The organism is Pectobacterium betavasculorum, from assembly GCF_000749845.1.
Lineage (GTDB): Bacteria > Pseudomonadota > Gammaproteobacteria > Enterobacterales > Enterobacteriaceae > Pectobacterium > Pectobacterium betavasculorum.
In genome coordinates, this window is the sequence record NZ_JQHM01000005.1 from 112,909 (window position 1) to 135,106 (window position 22,198).

Consider the following 22,198-nt stretch of genomic DNA (forward strand, 5'->3'; position numbering starts at 1 on the left):
GACATTTTATTCGGTTGCCAAACTACCCTGAGTCTTGAGATAATTTTTTGTCTGATTCTCGCACTATCGCTCATGAGGTTTCAGTTTAGGTCCCGCCGCTGGGTTAATTGGCGGGGCGGGTTATCATTAACGAATTGTCTTAGTAATACCAAAAAACATGGCAGAGAAACGCAATATCTTTCTGGTTGGGCCTATGGGTGCCGGCAAAAGCACTATTGGCCGTCAGTTAGCTCAGCAACTCAATATGGAGTTTTTCGACTCCGATCAAGAAATTGAGCGACGCACTGGAGCTGATGTGGGCTGGGTATTCGATGTGGAGGGCGAAGAAGGCTTCCGCGATCGTGAAGAGAAAGTCATTAATGAATTGACGGAAAAGCAAGGCATCGTACTGGCGACAGGCGGTGGCTCAGTCAAATCACGTGAGACGCGCAATCGTCTTTCCGCGCGCGGCGTTGTCGTTTATTTGGAAACGACAATCGAGAAACAGCTGGCCCGCACGCAGCGTGACAAGAAGCGTCCGTTACTTCAGGTTGAAACCCCTCCACGTGAAGTATTGGAAGCGTTGGCGAAAGAGCGGAACCCGCTGTATGAAGAAATCGCTGATGTTACCATTCGGACTGACGAGCAAAGTGCTAAGGTCGTTGCTAACCAGATTATCAATATGCTGGAAAGTAACTAAGAGCATACCTTATCCGCATTGAGCGGATCCTGAACGGGTTGTTTAACGCGCATGGAAAGAATTACCGTAACACTAGGGGAACGTAGTTATCCCATTACGATAGCCGCCGGATTATTTAATGATTCGGCTTCTTTTATGCCGTTAAAAGCGGGGGAACAGGCCATGCTGGTGACCAACCAGACGTTGGCCCCTCTGTATCTTGACCGCGTTCGTGGTGTGCTGGAAAACAATGGCGTGCATGTCGATCAGGTTATTTTACCTGACGGTGAGCAATATAAATCGCTGACCGTATTGGATCAGGTTTTTACCGCGCTGTTGGCGAAGCCGCATGGCCGTGATACGACGATTGTTGCCCTGGGGGGCGGTGTCATCGGTGATTTAGCCGGTTTTGCCGCAGCCAGCTATCAGCGTGGCGTCCGATTCATTCAGGTGCCGACAACGCTGCTATCGCAGGTAGATTCCTCCGTCGGTGGTAAAACCGCCGTCAATCACCCGTTAGGTAAAAACATGATCGGGGCGTTCTATCAGCCCGTATCGGTTGTGATCGATCTGGACTGCCTGAAATCTTTACCGGCACGGGAATTGTCATCCGGGCTGGCGGAAGTCATCAAGTACGGCATTATTCTGGATCGTGACTTCTTTCTTTGGCTTGAAGAAAATATTGAGGCAGTGCGTGAGCTACAGCCTGACGCGTTGGCTTACTGCATTCGACGCTGCTGTGAAATCAAAGCGGCAGTGGTCGCAGCAGATGAACGCGAAAGTGGTATGCGTGCACTGCTCAATTTGGGCCATACTTACGGTCATGCTATCGAAGCGGAAATGGGCTACGGCAACTGGCTTCATGGCGAAGCGGTTGCGGCAGGCATGGTGATGGCTGCACACACGGCACGTCGCCTCGGGCAGTTCTCCGCTGAGGATGTCGAGCGAGTCAAATCTCTGCTGGTTCGTGCTGGTCTGCCAGTGAACGGCCCGACGCAAATGGTGCCTGAATCCTATCTTCCCCACATGATGCGCGACAAGAAAGTATTGGCGGGTGAGTTACGTCTGGTTCTGCCAACGGCAATTGGTCAGTCAGAAGTTCGCGGTGGTGTAGCACATGACATAGTGTTGGCTTCGATAACAGATTGCCTTGCCTGATACGCAACGGTAGCCAGTTATGAAACAGAAGTATTAACGACAGACGCGCCCTGATGGGTTATGGTTAATAAAATACAATGCGTTACGATTCAATGATTCGCCTTGGCGACCTCGTGGCGGATTCGAGCTTTTTAGTGGGGAGATGTTAAATGGATGAGTTCAAGCCGGAAGATGAGCTGAAGCCTGATACCAGTGACCGTCGACCTACTCGTCAGCAAAAAAGCAGTAATTTCGCGGTACCAAAAATCGCGCTATCCAGACAGCACCTGATGATTGGCATCGGGATTGTGGTGCTGGTGCTGCTGATCGTGGGTATTGGCTCTGCTTTGCAGGCACCTTCTCAGCCACAAACGTCACAGACGCAAAATCAAGCGGGTGGAGAGCGAAATATCGATCTCTCTTCATCGTCGCCCATGACTCAAGGTTCGCAGGGTGAGAACCCTACGGCAGTTCCTGGCGATGTCAGTCATGGTCAAACACCAGCGCAGGCGTCTTCTCAAGCGCCGATGTCGCCTCAAACATTAAGCGCACCACCGATTTCTGGTACGCCGACCGATGCGCAGGTTCAACAGCCTGTGACAGGACAGCAGCGTATCGAGCTGCCGGGTAATATCACGGATGCGTTGTCGCAACAGCAGGGGCGTGTTAGCGAATTTTCTCAGGGTACGGCAGGAAATTCGACGCTGCCGACGGCACCTGCAACGGTTGCTCCAGCGGGGAAAACGCCAGCAACATCGGCTAAAAATACGCACAATACGACGTCTGCACACGCTAGCAACGCCAAGCCTGCCGCGACTAGCGCGTCAAAAACGCCAGCGGCAAGTAAACCTGCTACTCACGCAAAAGCGGCTCCAACGGCTGCCGGACAGAACGCTTCCGTACAGAATGCGCCTGCCAGCCACTTTACTTTGCAACTGAGCAGCGCTTCACGCTCAGACACGCTGAAAGCCTACGCGAAACAGCATAACCTCGCCCATTCATGGGTGTATGAAACCAAACGAGACGGAAAATCCTGGTATGTGTTAGTGACCGGAGTCTATGCTTCTTCTGCGGAAGCGAAACAGGCGATTGCCGCGTTGCCGCAGAGGTACAAGCGAAAAAACCATGGGTTAAGCCGATCCGCCAGGTGAAGCAGGACTTGAATAAGTAATACCAATTTTAGCCCTGATGTGCTGTCTGACACAGAGTACAATCCGCGGCTCTGAAACGTATGAGTAACTAACGACGGCATGAAGAAGAACCGCGCTTTTTTAAAATGGGCTGGTGGTAAATATCCGCTGGTAGAAGAAATTCGTCGCTATTTACCCGCAGGAGACTGTCTTATTGAGCCCTTTGTTGGCGCGGGTTCCGTATTTTTGAATACGGAATACGATCGCTACATACTGGCTGATATTAATAGCGACCTGATTAATCTCTACAATATTGTTAAATCGAATGCAGATGAGTTTGTTACCGACGCTCGTAAGCTGTTCACGGATGAGGTAAACACGTCAGAGACGTTTTATCTGCTGCGTGAAGAATTTAACCTTTGCAGCGATGCCTATCGTCGTGCGCTGCTGTTTCTCTATTTGAATCGCCACTGTTATAACGGTCTGTGCCGTTACAACATGCGCGGTGAATTCAATGTTCCTTTCGGGCGCTATAAAAAACCCTATTTTCCTGAAGAAGAAATTCGCTGGTTCGCCTTGAAAGCGCAAAATGCCACTTTTGTCTGTGAGCATTATCAGGACACGCTGGAAAAAGCTGAGAAGGGATCGGTTATTTATTGCGATCCGCCTTATGCGCCGCTGTCTGCGACCGCGAACTTTACGGCCTATCACACCAATAACTTCAGCCGTGCCGACCAGCAGAGTTTGGCGCAATTGGCGCGCCGTTTATCAGCAGAAAGCCAGATTCCGGTACTGATTTCCAATCATGACACGTTACTGACTCGTGAGTGGTATCAGGAAGCGGTGCTTTATGTTGTTAAAGCGCGCAGAACGATTAGCCGTAATATTTTAGGGCGTAGTAAAGTAAACGAGTTATTAGCCCTATATCGGTAATACCATTTTGTGTACAGGTGGGGTAAACAGAGCGCAGTGAATCGGTTAATGTCGTCCAAGTGACCTCATTAGCCGGATAGGTTACCCGCAGGCATTCAGACTTTACCGTTTGGAGAAATGAATGAAACCGTTTTTAATCGCGCCGTCCATTTTGTCGGCTGATTTTGCCCGTCTTGGTGAAGATACCGCTAAGGTATTGGCTGCTGGGGCTGATGTGGTCCATTTTGATGTCATGGATAACCACTATGTGCCAAATTTGACGATTGGCCCGCTGGTTCTGAAATCCCTGCGCGATTACGGCATTACCGCGCCGATTGACGTCCACCTGATGGTGAAACCCGTCGATCGTATCATCCCCGATTTCGCCAACGCGGGAGCCAGTTTCATTACCTTTCACCCCGAAGCCACGGATCACCTCGATCGTTCACTGCAACTGATCAAGGATCACGGCTGCAAGGCAGGGCTAGTATTTAACCCTGCGACCCCGCTAAGTTATCTTGATTACGTCATGGATAAGCTGGATATCATTTTGTTGATGTCGGTTAACCCTGGATTTGGCGGTCAGTCCTTTATTCCCAGTACGCTGGATAAACTGCGTCAGGTTCGTCGCTTGATCGATGACAGCGGTTACGACATTCGACTGGAAGTCGATGGCGGCGTTAAAGTGGAGAATATCGGCGCGATTGCTGAAGCGGGCGCGGACATGTTTGTGGCGGGGTCGGCTATTTTCGGTCATCCAGATTACCGAGCTGTCATTGATCAAATGCGTAATGAAATCTCAGGGACGAAACATGGCTGAATTAACCGCGATTCGCGGGTTGGCTTTTGATTTGGACGGTACGTTGATTCACAGTGCGCCGGGTCTGGCGGCGGCTATCGATCAGGCATTAGTCGCACAGTCGTTGCCTGCGGCGGGCGAAGCCCGTGTCTCAACCTGGATTGGTAACGGTGCGGACGTGATGGTTGAACGAGCGCTACGTTGGGCTGGCGTTGAGCCGACTGCTGCACGCGTGCAGGAAACCCGTGAGCGGTTCGACAGCTATTATGCGCAGACGGTAGATAGCGGCAGCACGCTGTTCCCGCAGGTTAAAGAGACGCTGGCGCAGTTGGCACAGCAAGGCGTTCCGATGGCGGTGGTGACCAATAAACCCACGCCGTTTGTTGCGCCGCTGTTGTCAGGATTAGGAATCGGCGACTATTTTTCGCTGATTATCGGTGGCGATGATGTCATTGTGAAAAAGCCTCACCCCGCGCCACTCTATCTGGTACTCGGTAAACTCGGGCTGCGCGCTAGCGAACTGTTGTTCGTCGGCGATTCCCGCAATGATATTCAGGCGGCACAGGCCGCGGGCTGCCGCAGTGTTGGTATGACGTATGGTTATAACTATGGTGAAGCGATCGAGCGGAGTCAGCCCGATGTCGTTCTGGATCGTTTTGCCGATATTTTGCCCCTGATCGGGCATTCTTCTTCACACAATCAGGAACCCTTAGTATGAGCAAGCCCATTGTATTTAGCGGTGCGCAGCCGTCTGGTGAATTGACCATTGGTAACTACATGGGGGCGTTACGTCAGTGGGTCAACATGCAGGACGATTACGACTGCATCTATTGCATTGTGGATTTGCATGCCATCACGGTACGTCAGGATCCGCAGGCGCTGAGAAAAGCGACGCTGGATACGTTGGCACTGTATTTGGCCTGTGGCATCGATCCGAAAAAGAGCACCATTTTTGTTCAGTCTCACGTGCCTGAGCACAGCCAATTGAGCTGGATATTGAATTGCTACGCGTATTTCGGCGAGTTGAGCCGCATGACGCAGTTCAAAGATAAATCCGCGCGTTATGAAGAGAATATCAACGCCGGTTTGTTTGACTATCCGGTGCTGATGGCGGCGGATATCCTGCTGTATCAAACGAATCAGGTGCCAGTGGGCGAAGATCAGAAGCAGCATCTGGAATTGAGCCGTGACGTTGGTCAGCGCTTCAACAGCCTGTATGGCGATATTTTCAAAGTGCCTGAACCGTTCATTCCGAAGTCGGGCGCGCGCGTGATGTCGCTGCTGGAACCGACCAAGAAGATGTCCAAGTCCGACGATAACCGCAACAATGTTATTGGGCTGCTGGAAGATCCGAAAGCGGTGGTGAAGAAGATCAAACGCGCAATGACCGATTCTGATGAGCCGCCAGTCATTCGCTATGATGTGAAGAATAAAGCCGGGGTATCGAACCTGCTAGATATTCTGTCTGGTGTGACGGGAAAAAGCATCCCTGAGCTGGAGCAGGCGTTTACTGGCCAGATGTATGGTCACCTGAAAGGCGCGGTAGCGGATGCCGTATCCGGTATGCTGTCTGAGCTGCAAGAGCGTTATCATCGCTACCGTAACGATGAGGCTTTCCTGCAACAGATCATGCGTGAAGGGGCTGACAAAGCGAGTGCTCGCGCGCAGGAAACGCTGAAGAAAGTCTACGACGCCGTCGGTTTTGTTTCCCGCCCGTAAATCTTAATCACCGTCAGGAGGTTTTCTCCTGACGGGTTCTTTTACGTCTTGTTATATTCTCTGGTCAGAGAACCAGCTCAATTTTTCCCGCAGCCCGACAACATTGCCGATGATGATCAAACTCGGGCTGCTGGCCTGCTGTGCTAATTCGCGCAGTTGGGAGAGCTGTCCAGTCAGAACGCGCTGTTTAGTTGAGGTACCGTTTTCGATAATGGCGACAGGCACGGTTTCTGGTAACCGCTGTTCGATGAGCTTACTTTGAATGTGCTCAGCCTGCTGAAGCCCCATGTAAAACACCAGCGTCTGTTTTTCTGTCGCGAGGCTCGACCAGTCCAGATCGGTGTCGTGCTTGACGTGTCCGGTGATCAGCCTGACGCCCTGTGAGCGATCGCGATGGGTAAGCGGAATACCGCTGTAGGCTGAACAGCCCGACGCGGCAGTAATACCAGGAACGACAGAGAACGGTACGCCCGCCTGTTGCAGGTGCTCTAGCTCTTCGGCACCACGACCGAAGATAAAGGGATCGCCGCCTTTCAGCCTGACGACCCGATGCCCCGCTCGTGCCTTTTCTTCCAGCAACTGATTGATTTGATCTTGAGGAACGCTGTGATAGCCAGACGCTTTGCCGACAAAGATTCGTTCTGCGTCGCGGCGCGACAGGTTGAGAATCTCTTTCGATACCAGTCGGTCGTAAACCACGATGTCGGCCTGTTGTAGATGCTGTAGGCCTTTCAACGTCAGTAATCCCGCATCGCCCGGCCCTGCACCGACCAGCGTCACCTCACCCCGGTCATCGAGCGGCGCGGAGAAAAGCAGTTCCGTCAGTTGTTGAACGCTCTGGCTATTGTCATTGGCCAGCGCCTGAGCCAGCCGATCGTGTACGAAGAGTTTTTCCCAGAAGCGACGGCGTGCGCTCATATTGCGGAACCGACTTTTGACCCGACTGCGCAATTCACCTGCGTATGTCGCCAGCTTACCGAGATTTTGCGGCAGAATACTTTCCAGCTTTTCCCGCAGTAGCCGAGCCAATACAGGTGCAGCGCCGCCAGAAGACACCGCGACCATCAGCGGTGAACGATCGATGATCGACGGCATAATGAAGCTGGCGCGTTCTGGTGAATCCACCACGTTACAGAAAATTCGGCGCTTGCTGGCGCTGGCATAGACATGGTTATTGACGTCCTGATCGTCGGTAGCGGCAATGACCAACCACACCTCGTCCAATAGCGTAGGATCGAAAGTGCCGCGTACCAGCGTTAATTGCGCATCCTGCTCCCACATCCGAAACTGATCGTTAAAATCGAGCGCATTGACAGTAATCACTGCGCCAGCATCGAGCAATAGCCGGGCTTTGCGCTCGGCTATTTCACCGCCTCCTACCAACAGACAAGGTTTATCGTGCAACTGACAGAATATTGGCAGGTAATCCATGTAACGCCTCTTGAAAACTTAGGTTATTAGGGTAATGGTTGGCTATTATCAACCGCGATGTCACGGTCTGCGATGGATATTTGCACATCACCGTTTATTACCTGAGTATCATATGCTGCAACAGAATAGGCACCGTCCTCCAGACAAAAGCCATCATGAAGGCGGAAATGCTGTTTTTTCAATGGGCTTGCGACCCACAGTTCTTCATGATGTTCCGCCACTATCCCACGACTTAATACGCTAGCCTGTGCAAAGGGGTCGATATTGCTGATGGCGTAAACCTGCTCATCGTTACGTGGTCGGAACACGGCAATCTGTTGCTGCTCGATCAGTGCGCAGACGCCAGTACCGGGTAGGATGTCGTCTAACTTACATACGGTCGTCCACTGGCTCATGCGTTTTCACCCTCTATTTCAATCTGTTTCACTCCAATGCGCTCAGCAGGGCGCGCCGGACGGTGTTGCTGACGCTCACTCACCATTTGCACGTTCGGGTCACGTTCCGGGCTGTTAATGAAATGAGTAAAGCGTTTCTGTGCTTCCGCGTCTTCCAGCGTGGCCTGCCATTCACAGACGTAGCCTTCTCGCAGCCGCGCTATATCGGCTTCAAGCTGATCGTTAATGCCCAGCTTGTCTTTCACAATCACATTGCGTAGGTAGTCGATGCCGCCTTCGAGATTATCCAGCCAGACGGACGTACGCTGGAGCTTATCGGCTGTACGGATATAAAACATCATGAAGCGATCCAGATAGCGGATTACGGTTTCGCGATCTAAGTCGGCTGCCAGCAGGTCGGCATGGCGCGGCTTCATTCCGCCATTGCCGCATACATAGAGGTTCCAGCCTTTTTCGGTGGCGATAATCCCCACATCTTTACCCTGTGCTTCTGCACATTCCCGCGTACAGCCGGAGACGCCAAATTTCATTTTGTGCGGGGTGCGGATGCCTTTGTAGCGGTTTTCCAGTTCGACGCCAAAGCCCACGCTATCGCCAACGCCAAAACGGCACCAGGTGCTGCCGACGCAGGTTTTTGCCATACGTAGCGCCTTGGCGTAAGCGTGACCCGTTTCAAATCCGGCTTCGATGAGCTGGGCCCACACGTCAGGCAGGTCGTCTTTCTGTACGCCAAACAGCGCCATGCGCTGAGAACCGGTCATTTTGGTGTACAGATTATATTGTTTCGCAATGCGGCCAATGGCGATCAGGCCATCCGGTGTGATCTCTCCACCTGCGGAGCGTGGAATGACGGAATAAGTGCCGTCTTTCTGGATATTGCCGAGGAAGTTATCGTTGGAATCCTGCAACGGTGTGTGCTGCGGCTTGAGCACGTATTCGTTCCAGCAGGAAGCCAGTAGGGATGCGACGGTCGGTTTGCAGACCTCACAGCCGTAGCCTGAACCGTGTTTTTCCAGCAGTTGATCGAACGTTTTGATTTTTTCTATTTGGATCAGGTGGTACAGCTCCTGACGCGAATAGGCAAAGTGTTCGCACAGATGATTATTGACTTCAATCCCTTGCTTGCTGAGTTCCGAGTTCAATACCTGTGTCAGCAATGGAATACAGCCGCCGCAGCCAGTACCGGCTTTGGTGGTTTCCTTAAGGGCAGCGACGGTATGACAGCCGCCGTTAATCGCTTTGATGATATCGCCTTTGGACACATCAAAGCAGGAGCAGATTTGCGCACTTTCCGGCAGTGCATCAACGCCCAGTGTCGGTTTCGCACTGCCAGCCGTAGCCGGAAGAATCAGCGCTTCCGGGGAATCCGGCAGCGGGATCTTGTTCAGCATGAATTGCAGCAGGTTGCCGTAATCCCGCGTATCGCCGACCAGTACGGCACCGAGTAACGTTTTGTTGTCAGCGCTGACGATCAGACGTTTGTAGGTTTCTTTGTTTTCATCCAGCCACATGTAGCTGCGTGCGCCCGGCGTATGGCCGTGCGCGTCGCCAATCCCGCCGACATCCACACCCATCAGTTTGAGCTTGGCGCTCATATCGGCACCCTGGAATCGGTTTTCGTGTCCTAACAGGTGGTCGACGGTGACCTGTGCCATTTTGTAGCCGGGCGCAACCAGACCGAACGGTCTTCCCTGCCAGGCGGCACATTCGCCGATGGCGTAGACGTCAGGGTCGGAAGTTTGGCACCAGTCATTAATGGCGATACCGCCGCGTGGGCCGATTTCCAGCGCACACTGGCGTGCCAGTTTGTCCTGCGCACGGATACCGGTAGAGAACACGATAAAGTCGACTTCCAGCGTGCTGCCATCGGCAAACACCATCGTCTTACGGTTTTCCAAACCAGAATGCTGAATAGCTTGCGTATTCTTGCCGGTATGTACGCGCACACCCATGTTTTCAATCTTGCGTTGCAGCAGGGCACCACCCTGTGCATCCAACTGTTCGGCCATGAGCACAGGGGCGAACTCAATGACGTGAGTTTCCACGCCAAGGTGTTTCAGTGCGCCAGCCGCTTCCAGACCTAATAGACCCCCACCGATCACCGCCCCGCGTTTGCTGCGGCGGGCGCAGTTTTCGATGGCATTCAGGTCTTCAATGGTGCGGTAAACGAAACAGTCTTGCCCGTTTGATCCTTTAATTGCCGGGATCCAGGGATAGGAGCCGGTTGCCATGATGAGCTTGTCGTAATACACGGTACGACCGGAATTGGAGTGAATCGCTTTTTCACTACGGTTGATGGTGATGGCGCGTTCACCTAGGAGAACCTTAACGCCATTCTTTTCGTAATAGCCTTCGCGTACTAAAGAAAGCTCTTCTACCGTGTGGTGGGCGAAGTAAGAAGAGAGGTGGACACGATCGTAGGCGACGCGGGGTTCTTCACAAAAAACGGTAATATCGTAGGTGGACGTTGGGGCCTTATCCAGCAACTCTTCGATAAAACGGTGGCCAACCATCCCGTTACCGATAACAGCGAGTCTGATTTTGTTCATTTCTGCCTCAAAATTGTTTCTTCTGAGGCTACCTTATCGCGCTGAAAAGGCCGCTTATTGATGTATATCAAGTTGTCTTTTATATACTACTTTGTGGGTATGTTTATGATTTTGCTTATTTTTTATTAAGCCTTGGTTTTTGTTGAGGTTTTAGTGACTGGCAAAAATGAGATCTATAGCACGCTTTTGGTCAGAAGCGGACTGATTAGCGGCCAATCCACTAACAGAGTAATCATCCCTCTCATGAATCATGCACGATCGTGATAGCTCAAAAATAAAACTAAAGGATTATCCACTTATTTAATAAGGATATGAAATTTTCTGGTGATAATGCTCACAACTTTATGTGCAATTGCACAGTTATCCGCGACATAATTTCTTCATATGAAAGAAATTGCCTAATGACTAACGGCGTAACAACCTTAATAATTAAAAATAAAACGCTATTTTTTTTTAATTAGCACGTTATTTCTTTTTTGTGATGCCGATCGAATTATAAGGTCGTACCAGAAAGATATTGGTGCTTTTTATCTACCGCCCCAACACAGTCAGTGGAGTTCTTCTTTAATTCTTTATGCGACTTACATTCGCAATCGCGTACATGAGTTGTGTTAAACATCAAGGCAGGTAACAACGTGAAAATAGAATCAATTGATGTCACCGTCTTCACTTATCCCACACGTCGGGTTTCTGACAGTGCGGGTCATTCACACCCGGGAGCAGAGAATCAGGCCAAGATGGCGCTGTTGACCATCACGGCGGATGACGGTCAAAAAGGTTACGCTTTCGCGCCGCCGGAAGTGATTCGTCCTCATATCGTTAATGCTTTTTTTCGCAAAGTGCTTATTGGGCAGAACCCGTTCGACCGCGAGCGCCTCTGGCAGGATCTGGTGCATTGGCAACGCGGCAGCGCCAACCAACTGACCGACCGCGCACTGTCGATTGTGGAGTCTGCATTGTGGGATCTGCAAGGCCGCGTGCTGAACATGCCAGTGCATAAGCTGCTCGGCGGCTATCGCGAAAAAGTCCCTGCTTACGGTAGCACCATGTGTGGTGATGAGCTGGAAGGTGGCTTATCGACGCCAGAGGAGTTTGGCCAATTTGCAGAAAAGCTGGTGCAGCGCGGCTATAAAGCCATTAAGTTGCACACCTGGATGCCGCCAGTGTCGTTCGCACCCAGCCCGAAGATCGACGTACAAGCCTGTGCGGCGGTGCGTGAAGCGGTTGGCCCAGACATCTGTCTGATGCTGGATGGCTACCACTGGTATAGCCGTAGCGATGCGTTGTACATCGGCCGTGAACTGCAAAAGCTCGATTTCACCTGGTTTGAAGAGCCGATGGAAGAACAAAGCATGGCATCTTACAGCTGGCTGACCAAAAGTCTGGATATCGATGTGATCGGGCCGGAAAGCCTGTCAGGTAAATATTTCAGCCGCGCTGACTGGGTTAAAGAAGGCGCATGCGACATTTTACGCGCGGGCGTGCAAGGCGTGGGCGGTCTCTGGCCATGTATGAAAGTCGCGAGCCTGGCGGAATCCTTCGGCATGGACTGCGAAGTCCACGGTAACGGCGCGCCAAACCTCAATGTCGTTGGGGCGATCAAAAACTGCCGCTGGTATGAGCGCGGGCTGCTGCATCCTTTCCTCGATTACGACGAACCTGCTGCTTATCTGAATTCGATTGTCGATCCGATGGATGACGAGGGCTTTGTACATCTGCCGCAACGTCCAGGGCTGGGAGAAGATATCAATTTTGACTGGATTGAGGAGCATACCCTAAGTAAAGAATAGTTTTTTATGAATGTTTTTTTGTTCGATCTGAAAGATAGCCTTACCTAAAAAATAAAAAGTTGTCGTCTTCCATGCTCCCACACCTTGGAGAATAATGATGAAAGCACGAGCAATACTCCGTACCCTGCTGTTAGGTTCACTCTGCATGGCCGCAACGCCGGCCATTCTATCGGCAAAAACCCCTGACGATCAGCTGATCGTGGGGATGAACATGAACAATATGCTCTCACTCGATCCGGCCGCCATGACCGGTAACGAAGTGGTGGGCATTATCGTCAATCTCTATGACTCGCTGGTGGTGCTCGATCCTGCCAACCTGAGTAACATCCTGCCTTCTTTGGCGAAGAGCTGGAGCGTCAATGATGCGGGCAACGTCATTACCTTCAATCTCGTGGATAACGCCAAATTCCATTCCGGCAACCCCGTGACAGCGCAAGATTTTGCCTGGTCGATGAAACGTCTGCTTAACCTCAACATGGCACAGGCCACGACGTGGAAATCCTACGGCTTCACCGCGCAAAACGTGGAGAAAATGATCCGCGCCAAAGACGCTCACACTGTTGAAATCGAACTGCCTAAACCGAACGACCCCAAACTGGTGATTTATTCGCTGGCGACGTTGGGTAGCGGCTCGGTGCTGGACAGCAAAACGGTCATGAAGCATGAGAAAAACGGTGACTGGGGTAACGGCTGGCTGACGACGAACGAAGCCGGTTCCGGTCCGTTCAAGCTGGACGTGTGGCAGGCGAAAGACGTGCTGCGCATCAGTAAGGTTGAGAACAACTGGAAGGGTGACGCGAAAATGCGGCGCGTGATTTTCCGCCACATGACCGAATCACAGGCGCTGCGTCTGATGATTGAAAAAGGCGACATTGATGTTGCTTCTGGGATGTCGGTGCCGGATATCAACGCATTGAAACAAGACAAAGACGTTGTGGTTGATGAGGTGAAAAAAGGCACGCTGTACTACGTTGCCATGAGTCTGAAAAATGAATACTTCGCTAAACCGAAAGTGCGCGAAGCGGTTCGTTACCTGATTGATTACGATGGCGTTAATAAGACGGTGATGCCTGGCTATGGTTTCTATCATCAGCGCCCGATCCAAAAAGGGATGGACGCGACGTTACCCGATCCTGGCTACAAGCTGGACGTGCCACGTGCTAAAGCGCTGTTGGCCGAAGCAGGCTACCCCAATGGATTTGAAACCACGCTGCGTGTCTTATCCGATCAGCCGTTCCTGAATCTGGCGACATCGGTACAGTCCACGCTGGCACAGGGCGGCATCAAAGCCAAAATCATCTCCGGTACTGGGAATCAGGTTTACGGCGCGATGCGCGATCGTAACTTCGATATGCTGGTTGGTCGCGGCGGTGGCGGCGTTGATCCGCATCCTCACTCCAGCCTGCGTTCTGTTGTTTATAACCCCGACAACAGCGACGAAGCCAAACTGACCAACTTCCAAGGCTGGCGCACGTCTTTCTACGATAAGCCTCTGAACGACATGATCGATCAGGCGCTGTTGGAGAAAGATCCTCAGAAACAGAAGCAGATGTATATCAACGTGCAGAATCGCTATGAAGAACTGTTCCCGGCCATTATTCCGGTGTCGCAGATGATCGATTCTGTGGTGTTGCGTAAGGACGTGAAAGGCTATGTGCCGCACCCGTCCTCCACGACGCATCTGCGCGAGGTGTATAAGCAGCGCTAGTGTCCACACGTTAAACCGGATGATTAGCCGATGCGTTCCCGGCTAATCATCCCGATCAGATACGTCAAAAAGAGATGACCGCGTGAGTGGTGATTTGCTGTCAGCCGCTCACCGGGATATCAGGAGAAAGAACATGGTTTTCTCTGATTGGATCAAGCCGGGTGGAGTACTGCGTCGTTTGGCAAAACGTCTGTTTCAGGTCGTCGTCACGCTGTTCGGGTTATTAATCCTGACCTTCGTGATCGGCCGCGTGATGCCAATCGATCCAGTCCTGGCTATTGTCGGACAGGATGCCGACCAAAGTACCTATCAACAGGTTTACCAACAGCTGGGATTGGATAAGCCGCTGTATGTACAGTTCTTTATTTACTTCAATTCGCTGATGCATGGGGATCTGGGCAATGCGCTCCTGACTGGGCGACCGGTCATGGATGACATTATCCGGGTGTTCCCTGCCACCATCGAACTGGCCACCATGGCGATTATCGTGGGCGCGGGTCTGGGCGTGCCGCTAGGCGTGCTGGCTGCGGCGCGACGCGGTAAGTGGGCAGATTATGTGGTGCGTTTCATTAGTCTGGCCGGTTATTCCACGCCGATATTCTGGGTTGGGATGATGGGGCTGCTGGTGTTCTATGCCTGGCTGAACTGGGTTGGCGGCGCTGGGCGGGTTGATATGGCCTACGATGGTTTGGTGGAGAACCGTACCGGCCTGTTGCTGCTGGACTCGTTACTGGCAGGTGAGTGGGATGTGTTCCGCAGTGCGCTGAACCATCTGGTGCTGCCTGCCACGATTCTCGGTTTCCATTCACTGGCTTATATCAGCCGTATGACGCGCAGCTTCATGCTGGCGCAGCTTTCACAGGAATACATCATTACTGCGCGAGTGAAAGGACTGTCTGAGTTCCGTGTTGTCTGGGCGCATGCGTTTCGCAATATTCTGGTTCAGCTTCTGACGGTGGTGGCACTGGCGTATGGCTCGTTGCTGGAAGGGGCGGTACTGATCGAAACGGTCTTCTCATGGCCGGGCTTCGGTTCCTACCTGACGGGCAGTCTGCTACTGGGGGATATGAACGCGGTTATGGGATGTGTGCTGCTGGTGGGGTTGATCTTCGTGACGCTTAACCTGCTGTCGGACATGTTGTATCAAATCTTTGATCCGAGGACGAACGCATGAATATTTCCTCTGAGCAGCCAGCCACTCGTGAGTCGGTAATGCGGACACCGCCGGAAAAACGCGTAAGCCGTCTGCGGCTACGCGGGGCACGAATCGGTGGGTTTCTCTTGACGATGCTGCGCAACCCGCTGACCGCGATTGGTTCCGCGATTGTGCTGATGTTGATGCTGGTTGCCATTTTCGCGCCGTGGATCGCCACGCACGACCCGCTGGTACAGGATTTGGCTAACGCGCTACAGGCGCCGAGTGCGGCACATTACTTTGGCACCGATGAGTTTGGGCGCGATGTGTTTAGTCGTCTGGTCTACGGTTCTCGCATCACGCTGTATATCGTTGCGCTGGTGTCGGTCACCGTTGGGCCGATCGGGCTGGCGTTGGGTGTGATTTCTGGGTATTACGGCGGTATCGTCGATACCATCCTGATGCGTATCACCGATATTTTCATCTCTTTCCCCAGCCTGGTATTGGCGCTGGCGTTCGTTGCAGCACTCGGTCCCGGTCTGGATCATGTGGTGATCGCGATTACGCTGACGGCCTGGCCGCCGATTGCGCGTCTGGCAAGGGCGGAGACGCTGTCGCTGCGTCACGCGGATTTTGTTTCTGCGGTTAAGCTGCAAGGGGCATCGTCTATCCGCATTCTGCTGCACCATATTGTGCCACTCTGCCTGCCGTCGGTGATTATTCGTATCACCATGAATATGGCGGGCATCATTCTGACAGCCGCGGGTCTGGGCTTTCTGGGGTTGGGGGCACAGCCGCCCGATCCTGAATGGGGTGCGATGATCTCTGCGGGTCGTCGTTACATGATGGAGTGCTGGTGGTTAGTAACTATTCCGGGGCTGGCGATTTTGATTAACAGCCTGGCGTTCAACTTCCTTGGAGACGGCCTACGTGACATCCTCGATCCCAGAACTGAATAAGTCTTCTCAACGTGCGCCGGGAAGTTCGCCCCTGATGGAAGTGGAAAATCTGCGGGTAAGCTTCGTTAACCGTGGCGCGGTGACAGACGCCGTGCGCGGTGTTTCCTTCCAACTGGGCTGTGAAAAGCTGGCGATTGTTGGCGAATCCGGCTCCGGTAAATCGACGGTCGGCCGTGCGTTGTTACAACTGCATCCACACAGTGCACGGATTACGGCAGACAAGCTGCGTTTCGGTGATTCCGATTTGCTGAAAGCGGATGAGGCGCGGATGCGTCAGATTCGCGGCAAGCGCATCTCCATGATTATGCAGGATCCAAAATATTCGCTAAATCCGGTGGTGTGCGTCGGCGATCAGATTGCCGAAGCCTATCTGGCGCACCATAAGGTGTCGCACCGCGAGGCGAAGGAAAAGGTCATGGTGATGCTGGACGTGGTGCGGATTCGTCAGCCAGAGCGTGTCTACCATCTGTATCCTCATGAAATCTCAGGCGGGCAGGGGCAGCGCATCATGATTGCGATGATGTTGATTACTGAGCCTGAAATCGTAATTGCCGATGAACCGACCTCCGCACTGGATGTGTCCGTGCGTTTGCAGGTTCTGGCCATGCTGGACGATCTGGTGAGTGAACGCGGTCTAGGGCTGATTTTTATCAGTCACGATATCAATCTGGTGCGCAGCTTCTGCGATCGGGTGCTGGTGATGTATGCAGGGCGGGTTGTGGAGTCGATTGCTGCCGCCGATCTGGACAACGCACAGCATCCGTACACGCGTGGGTTGCTGAATTCGCTGCCGGATATCGACCACCGACGCCCGCGTTTGCCGGTGATGAATCGCGATCCAGCCTGGATCAATGGATAAAGGGGATAATCATGGCAACTGAAGCGATGAGTCAGCGCAAGCCGATGATCGAAGTGAATAACCTGAATCTCTCTTTTGGTCACGGCAGTGCGAAGAATCAGGTGTTGTACGATGTGAACCTTACCGTCAACGATGGCGATATCTTTGGTCTGGTAGGGGAATCGGGTTCCGGTAAAACCACGGTGCTGAAGTGTCTGGCCGGGCTTTTTAATCATTGGGAAGGCACGCTGCATATTGACGGAAAGAAACTGGCGCACCGGATCGATCAGGCGCGCTGCCGTCGGGTTCAGATGGTGTTTCAGGATCCGTACGGATCGCTGCACCCTCGTCATACGGTGGAGGCGATTCTGGAAGAACCGCTGTCGATCCATCGTTTTGACGATCGTGACGATCGTATCGATACCTTGCTGGAAAAGGTCGGGCTGGGAACGCACTTCCGTCGTCGTTATCCGCATCAGCTTTCGGGTGGGCAGCGTCAGCGTGTGGCGATTGCGCGGGCGTTGATTCTGGAGCCGAGAGTGCTGCTGCTGGATGAGCCGACATCGGCGTTGGATGTGTCGGTGCAGGCGGAAATTCTTAATCTACTAACGGAGTTGCAGCAGCAGGAAAAACTGACTTACCTGATGGTGACGCATGATTTGGGCGTGATTTCTCATCTGTGCCATAAAGTGGCGGTGATGCAATACGGCAAGATACTGGAAACGCTGGAAACCGACGATTTGACCAGTGATGTACCGAAAGATGCTTACACCTCGATGCTGGTGGATGCCAGCCGTCAATACAGTCGCGATCTGGCGGTGCGCTCAGAGCGTATGGGATGAGTTTGCTGAGCGTTGATAATGGGTAGATCGTAAAGACGCTGCAAGTACGTCCCTTTGACGCTCAAGACGGTAGCTGTAAGCTCGAGCTGCGCAGATATGAATCTCATCCCTGAGATTCAGCCTTTCAGGGCCGAGCAATCGGCCCTTTTTTATCTTTCATGCAGGTTTCGCTCACAGTTGGTTACGAACAGACTTTTATACGTAAAAAAAGGTAAATGGGTAGCGTTGAAGAGTGTGGATACTTACAATCATTACGCTTTCTGTAGTCGGCCTCTTCAAAAAGGAATTCTCATGTTCAAACGTACTCTGGTTGCTGCGGCGGCCCTTATTTCACTGGCGGCATTTTCCCCAGCCTTTGCGGCTTCCGACACCACTCATGTGCTGTTGACGACGTCCGCAGGCAATATCGAACTGTCTTTAGATAACCAAAAGGCACCGGTTTCGGTAAAAAATTTCGTCGAGTACGTTAACAACGGTTTTTATGACGGGACGACATTTCATCGTGTGATCCCTGGCTTTATGGTGCAGGGTGGCGGCTTTTCCGGCGAAATGAATCAGAAAGCGCCAAATGCGCCGATCAAAAATGAAGCCGATAACGGCTTGCGTAACCAGCGCGGTACAATCGCCATGGCGCGCACATCTGATAAAGACAGTGCGACCAGCCAGTTCTTCATTAACGTAGCGGACAACGCTTTCCTCGATCACGGCCAGCGCGATTTTGGCTATGCCGTGTTCGGTAAAGTGGTGAAGGGCATGGAAATCGTAGATAAGATTTCACAGGTACCAACGAAAAATGTCGGCCCTTATCAGAACGTACCGACTACGCCAGTTGTGATCCAATCCGCGAAAATATTGCCCTGATTCTCTATCTCTGCTGGCATTAAGCCTATTTCAGCCGCCATGAGACGGCTGAAATAGCATTGAGATTAAAAGGTTTCCCAGTTCGTTTCGTGTTGACCAGCCAGCGCTTTCTGCGGCGCAAGAGCCGCCACTGCTTTTTTGGCTGATGGCGCGGCTTTCGTTCTTGCAGACTCGTCTGCGGCAGAAAGTTTAAATATCGCTACGATTTCCGTCAGGTGACGTGCCTGTTCTTCCAGAGAAGAAGAGGCGGCGGCTGACTCCTCGACGAGCGCGGCGTTCTGCTGGGTGACATTGTCCATCTCCACGACAGCAGCCCCAACCTGAGTAATGCCTTTGCTCTGTTCGCTGGAGGCGGAAGCGATTTCCCCCATAATGTCGGTGACGTTAGTGATGGCCTTCATGATGTTGTCCATCGAGTTACCTGCCAGCGTAACCTGCTGCGAGCCGATGGTGACGTTATTTGCCGCTTCGGCGATTAGCCCTTCGATCTCTTTCGCTGCCTGCGCACTCCGCTGCGCCAGATTGCGCACTTCACTTGCCACGACAGCGAACCCTCTGCCTTGTTCTCCGGCACGTGCGGCTTCCACCGCAGCGTTCAACGCGAGAATGTTGGTCTGGAAGGCAATGCTGTTGATAACCGTGGTGATGTCGGAAATTTTCTGCGAGCTGCTGGAAATGCTGTTCATCGTCTTGATAACGCCGTCCACGATATTGCCGCCTTCGTTAGCGGTTTTGGAGGCGTTTTGCGCCAGCATACTGGCCTGACCGGCGTTTTCCGCATTTTGTTTTACCACGGCGCTCAGTTCTTCCATGCTGGCGGCGGTTTGTTCCAATGCGGAGGCTTGTTCCTCGGTACGTGAGGATAGATCTGTATTGCCGGAGGCAATCTCGCCCGAGCTGCGGTAGATCTGTTCGGCGCTAGAACGAATGTCGGACACGGTTTTTACCCAGTTATCCTGCATCTGTTGGACAAACGGGATCAATTTACCCACGCAGTTTTTTCCGCTCTGTTCAAGATAGGTGTGCAACTGCCCGACCGATAGCACCTGAAGGTGTTGTTTAATCAAATCGAGTGGGCGGATGACAAATTGCGCCAGATAGCGATCCGTCAGAGTCACGATAATCAGACCGGCAACTAATGCCGCAATCAGCATTTTTTGGCACCAACTTACCCAGTCGGCAATGCGGGATTGTGCTTCATTTTTCAGACGATCGATCACACCGTTGTATTGATCTATCGCCGTGGTGAAATTCCTCCGCAGGTCGCGATATTGCACGCTGGATAGCTGCTTGAACTCGTCGAAACGTTCTGCCTTTACGGCATCATACATAGGGACGATAGCTTTACTGAACAGTTCATAAGAACTGTTGTAAATGATGTCTACTGTCTTTGGATCTATGTTGCCGTGATCAACGACCTGAAATTCTTGCAAACCAGCTCTGAGTTTATCAATCTCGGCAGAGGATGCTTGCAGCTCCTGCATGAATGCTTCTACGTTGTTTTTCTCTCTGGCTTCTATCGCCCGAGCCATTGAGTTCTCGACACGATAATACTGCCCGCTGGCACCGTTAATGATGTCGCCGTTATTTTGCTGAACGTTAGTGAGATCAATTTCCGAGGTTAGCTGGTTTAATGAGTAGAGCGCGAATATCGATACGCCGCCCCAAAGAAAGGAGAATAGAACGAGTATCAGAATCATCATTGTTCTGATTCTGGTATTGCGAATGAAATTCATAATGTAAACCCTGGTAAGGTTATGATTTTTAAGTTCCCGCTTTTGAAAGGGGATTTTTTGCCTCCTTGCTGTTTACCTGAAAATACAGGCTGTCCGAGAACGCGACGAGCCGCCCTAAGTGTGTTATCGGCATGTTATATATGAGCTTGAATTGTTTCTAATCACTTATGTATTTCTGCGGCTGCGAATAAGGCCACAGATGTGGCCTTTGGCGATCTTAACGTCTCAGCCAGCGTGTTACTCCAGCGCTTTTGCCATCTGCTGTAGCCAGGCATCCACGCCGGAACTCGGTACGTTTAACTGACGGTAGGTTGCTGTTGCAACGGGGTAGCCGCCCACGTCTTCCTGGCTGTTTACAAAGCCACCTTTCCGCTGTTTGACGCTGTCTACGATACGTTTATCGACGACATCACGATCTTTGGGACGTGCGCCTGCGCTTTGCAGTACCTGATTGGTGACGACGCTGGCTGGTGATGCCGTTAAGCCCGCAGGCCACACAGGGGACACTTTGAGTAAAGTAATCCCAGTACCTGACGTTTGCGGAGCGGCTTTGCCCTTGGCATCGTATGCGAGATTATCTGACATCCAGACATCACCAGAGCTGTTGCTTCCTACCAGTCCTAAGCCTGCTTTGGTATTTTCGCCGTAATGCATCACGTTACCTGCAACGGAAACGCGTGGGCGGGCTGGCATGGTTTTCCCTTCCCACTCTCCTTTTACGCCGCCAACACGAACGCCCCAAATACCTGGGTTGTAGATCAGGTTGTTGACCATAACGCCCGTTGAGCCAGCCTTAAACCAGGCGTTGCGCTCGTTGTTGTGAGCATACAGGCTGCCTACAATCGACACGTCGGTCACGTTATCGTGAACCAGCGTCCCCATCGAGTGAATACCTTTGGTATGAGCCGAGTCGTATAAGCCTTCCGCAACGATATTATTTGAGAGTGTGATGCGGTGTGCTGTGCCCTGCGGCCCGTCGTAGCGTGGGCCAGAAATAGACAGGTTTTCGTCTGTCCCCCAGGCGAAACTGGAGTGGTCGATCACCACGTTATAGGCATCTTTGCCGTTGATTGAAACATCGCGTTCAAAGCCACTTTTTTTACCCGTACCGGCATCGCCGATGCGAAAACGAATATGCTGCATGAGTACATCATGCGTACTGATCCCCATTCCTCCACGAATGATCGTGATACCGGGAGAAGGGGCGGTTTGGCCAGCGATGGTGACAAACGGCTCTGTTAATCGAAGGTCGCTTTTATTCAGGTCGATAATGCCGCCGACTTCGAAAACGATAATACGTGGCCCTTTAACCGCCAGTGCTTCTCTGAGTGAACCTACCCCTGAAGCAGCCAGTGTTGTGACGCGAATAATGCGTCCACCGCTGCCTGCTACGGTATCCGTTCCGAATCCTTTCAACTCCGGTGCTGCCGGTGTGGCGGCACTGGCCACCGGTATGCCGACACTGAATGCTGTGCTGGCACTAAACAGTGCGGCGAACAGAAGAGAGCGTTTCATTTCATTTCCTTGAATATTAACGATAAAAATGAGCGAGCCCCTAGGGCTCGCTCAAGTATGGCCCGAAGGATAAACCGATGGGCA

At 52.3% G+C, this 22,198-nt stretch carries 18 protein-coding genes and 1 pseudogene; 14 read left to right on the forward strand and 5 right to left on the reverse strand.

Annotated elements, in window-relative coordinates; all coding sequences use genetic code 11:
* Positions 1 to 157 precede the first annotated feature (157 nt).
* From aroK to trpS, 7 genes and pseudogenes are all read left to right on the forward strand, one after another.
* The gene (gene aroK / locus KP22_RS13460; RefSeq protein ID WP_005969451.1) at positions 158 to 679 is read left to right on the forward strand and encodes a shikimate kinase AroK; all 522 of its coding nucleotides are present in this window, start codon (positions 158 to 160) and stop codon (positions 677 to 679) included.
* A 51-nt stretch (positions 680 to 730) separates the two neighbouring features.
* Positions 731 to 1,816: a 3-dehydroquinate synthase gene (gene aroB / locus KP22_RS13465; protein WP_039304813.1), complete on the forward strand. Its 1,086-nt coding sequence runs from the start codon at positions 731 to 733 to the stop codon at positions 1,814 to 1,816.
* A gap of 149 nt (positions 1,817 to 1,965) precedes the next feature.
* Positions 1,966 to 2,966 (forward strand): annotated as a pseudogene (locus KP22_RS13470) (SPOR domain-containing protein).
* Positions 2,967 to 3,045: 79 nt separating this feature from the next.
* Positions 3,046 to 3,858 (forward strand): adenine-specific DNA-methyltransferase, encoded by an 813-nt coding sequence (gene dam / locus KP22_RS13475; protein WP_039304809.1) that lies wholly within the window; start codon positions 3,046 to 3,048, stop codon positions 3,856 to 3,858.
* Positions 3,859 to 3,979: 121 nt separating this feature from the next.
* A complete protein-coding gene (rpe, locus tag KP22_RS13480; protein WP_039304806.1) occupies positions 3,980 to 4,657 on the forward strand; it encodes a ribulose-phosphate 3-epimerase in 678 nt (225 codons plus the stop codon).
* Complete coding sequence (locus tag KP22_RS13485) at positions 4,650 to 5,354, forward strand: phosphoglycolate phosphatase (RefSeq protein WP_039324727.1); 705 nt, start codon at positions 4,650 to 4,652, stop codon at positions 5,352 to 5,354. Before rpe ends, KP22_RS13485 begins: the two co-directional genes overlap by 8 nt.
* On the forward strand, positions 5,351 to 6,355 hold the full coding sequence (gene trpS / locus KP22_RS13490) for a tryptophan--tRNA ligase (protein ID WP_039304799.1): 1,005 nt from the start codon (positions 5,351 to 5,353) through the stop codon (positions 6,353 to 6,355). Before KP22_RS13485 ends, trpS begins: the two co-directional genes overlap by 4 nt.
* A 51-nt stretch (positions 6,356 to 6,406) precedes the next feature.
* Here the strand turns inward: trpS and cysG are convergent, their stop codons facing one another.
* The 3 genes from cysG to nirB are packed head-to-tail and all read right to left on the reverse strand — an operon-like array spanning position 6,407 to position 10,730.
* A complete protein-coding gene (cysG, locus tag KP22_RS13495) occupies positions 6,407 to 7,786 on the reverse strand; it encodes a siroheme synthase CysG (protein ID WP_039324728.1) in 1,380 nt (459 codons plus the stop codon).
* Between the two features lie 26 nt (positions 7,787 to 7,812).
* Complete coding sequence (nirD, locus tag KP22_RS13500; RefSeq protein WP_039304793.1) at positions 7,813 to 8,181, reverse strand: nitrite reductase small subunit NirD; 369 nt, start codon at positions 8,179 to 8,181, stop codon at positions 7,813 to 7,815.
* Positions 8,178 to 10,730 (reverse strand): nitrite reductase large subunit NirB, encoded by a 2,553-nt coding sequence (gene nirB, locus KP22_RS13505; protein ID WP_039304790.1) that lies wholly within the window; start codon positions 10,728 to 10,730, stop codon positions 8,178 to 8,180. The genes nirD and nirB overlap by 4 nt, the downstream gene beginning before the upstream one ends.
* Before the next feature lie 635 nt (positions 10,731 to 11,365).
* Between nirB and KP22_RS13510 the strand changes: the two genes are divergently transcribed.
* The 7 genes from KP22_RS13510 (at position 11,366) to ppiA (ending at position 18,863) form a co-directional block, all read left to right on the forward strand.
* A complete protein-coding gene (locus KP22_RS13510; protein ID WP_039305331.1) occupies positions 11,366 to 12,520 on the forward strand; it encodes a mandelate racemase family protein in 1,155 nt (384 codons plus the stop codon).
* A gap of 97 nt (positions 12,521 to 12,617) precedes the next feature.
* A complete protein-coding gene (locus tag KP22_RS13515) occupies positions 12,618 to 14,228 on the forward strand; it encodes an ABC transporter substrate-binding protein (RefSeq protein ID WP_039304786.1) in 1,611 nt (536 codons plus the stop codon).
* Between the two features lie 133 nt (positions 14,229 to 14,361).
* Positions 14,362 to 15,402, forward strand: a complete 1,041-nt coding sequence (locus KP22_RS13520) for an ABC transporter permease (protein WP_039324730.1) — start codon at positions 14,362 to 14,364, stop codon at positions 15,400 to 15,402.
* Between the two features lie 38 nt (positions 15,403 to 15,440).
* Complete coding sequence (locus KP22_RS13525; protein ID WP_156103744.1) at positions 15,441 to 16,322, forward strand: ABC transporter permease; 882 nt, start codon at positions 15,441 to 15,443, stop codon at positions 16,320 to 16,322.
* Entirely contained in the window at positions 16,294 to 17,181 is an 888-nt protein-coding gene (locus KP22_RS13530; RefSeq protein WP_081926249.1) for an ABC transporter ATP-binding protein, read from the forward strand. The genes KP22_RS13525 and KP22_RS13530 overlap by 29 nt, the downstream gene beginning before the upstream one ends.
* Positions 17,182 to 17,225: 44 nt before the next feature.
* Positions 17,226 to 18,002, forward strand: a complete 777-nt coding sequence (locus KP22_RS13535; RefSeq protein WP_197061571.1) for an ABC transporter ATP-binding protein — start codon at positions 17,226 to 17,228, stop codon at positions 18,000 to 18,002.
* A gap of 291 nt (positions 18,003 to 18,293) precedes the next feature.
* On the forward strand, positions 18,294 to 18,863 hold the full coding sequence (gene ppiA, locus KP22_RS13540; protein ID WP_039304773.1) for a peptidylprolyl isomerase A: 570 nt from the start codon (positions 18,294 to 18,296) through the stop codon (positions 18,861 to 18,863).
* Between the two features lie 65 nt (positions 18,864 to 18,928).
* Here the strand turns inward: ppiA and KP22_RS13545 are convergent, their stop codons facing one another.
* Together KP22_RS13545 and pelZ are read right to left on the reverse strand one after the other, a co-directional pair.
* Entirely contained in the window at positions 18,929 to 20,599 is a 1,671-nt protein-coding gene (locus KP22_RS13545; protein WP_039324734.1) for a methyl-accepting chemotaxis protein, read from the reverse strand.
* A 237-nt stretch (positions 20,600 to 20,836) separates the two neighbouring features.
* Positions 20,837 to 22,114, reverse strand: a complete 1,278-nt coding sequence (pelZ, locus tag KP22_RS13550) for a pectate lyase PelZ (RefSeq protein WP_039324736.1) — start codon at positions 22,112 to 22,114, stop codon at positions 20,837 to 20,839.
* Between the last annotated feature and the right edge of the window lie 84 nt (positions 22,115 to 22,198).

Bases quoted from the DNA above. Each gene is read 5' to 3' on its own strand.
- aroB (WP_039304813.1), top strand. From the start codon at position 731: ATGGAAAGAATTACCGTAACACTAGGGGAACGTAGTTATCCCATTACG.
- KP22_RS13520 (WP_039324730.1), top strand. From the start codon at position 14,362: ATGGTTTTCTCTGATTGGATCAAGCCGGGTGGAGTACTGCGTCGTTTG.
- KP22_RS13515 (WP_039304786.1), top strand. From the start codon at position 12,618: ATGAAAGCACGAGCAATACTCCGTACCCTGCTGTTAGGTTCACTCTGC.
- rpe (WP_039304806.1), top strand. From the start codon at position 3,980: ATGAAACCGTTTTTAATCGCGCCGTCCATTTTGTCGGCTGATTTTGCC.
- cysG (WP_039324728.1), bottom strand. From the start codon at position 7,786: ATGGATTACCTGCCAATATTCTGTCAGTTGCACGATAAACCTTGTCTG.
- nirD (WP_039304793.1), bottom strand. From the start codon at position 8,181: ATGAGCCAGTGGACGACCGTATGTAAGTTAGACGACATCCTACCCGGT.
- aroK (WP_005969451.1), top strand. From the start codon at position 158: ATGGCAGAGAAACGCAATATCTTTCTGGTTGGGCCTATGGGTGCCGGC.
- pelZ (WP_039324736.1), bottom strand. From the start codon at position 22,114: ATGAAACGCTCTCTTCTGTTCGCCGCACTGTTTAGTGCCAGCACAGCA.
- KP22_RS13525 (WP_156103744.1), top strand. From the start codon at position 15,441: ATGCGGACACCGCCGGAAAAACGCGTAAGCCGTCTGCGGCTACGCGGG.
- KP22_RS13535 (WP_197061571.1), top strand. From the start codon at position 17,226: ATGATCGAAGTGAATAACCTGAATCTCTCTTTTGGTCACGGCAGTGCG.
- KP22_RS13545 (WP_039324734.1), bottom strand. From the start codon at position 20,599: ATGAATTTCATTCGCAATACCAGAATCAGAACAATGATGATTCTGATA.
- ppiA (WP_039304773.1), top strand. From the start codon at position 18,294: ATGTTCAAACGTACTCTGGTTGCTGCGGCGGCCCTTATTTCACTGGCG.
- dam (WP_039304809.1), top strand. From the start codon at position 3,046: ATGAAGAAGAACCGCGCTTTTTTAAAATGGGCTGGTGGTAAATATCCG.
- trpS (WP_039304799.1), top strand. From the start codon at position 5,351: ATGAGCAAGCCCATTGTATTTAGCGGTGCGCAGCCGTCTGGTGAATTG.
- KP22_RS13485 (WP_039324727.1), top strand. From the start codon at position 4,650: ATGGCTGAATTAACCGCGATTCGCGGGTTGGCTTTTGATTTGGACGGT.
- nirB (WP_039304790.1), bottom strand. From the start codon at position 10,730: ATGAACAAAATCAGACTCGCTGTTATCGGTAACGGGATGGTTGGCCAC.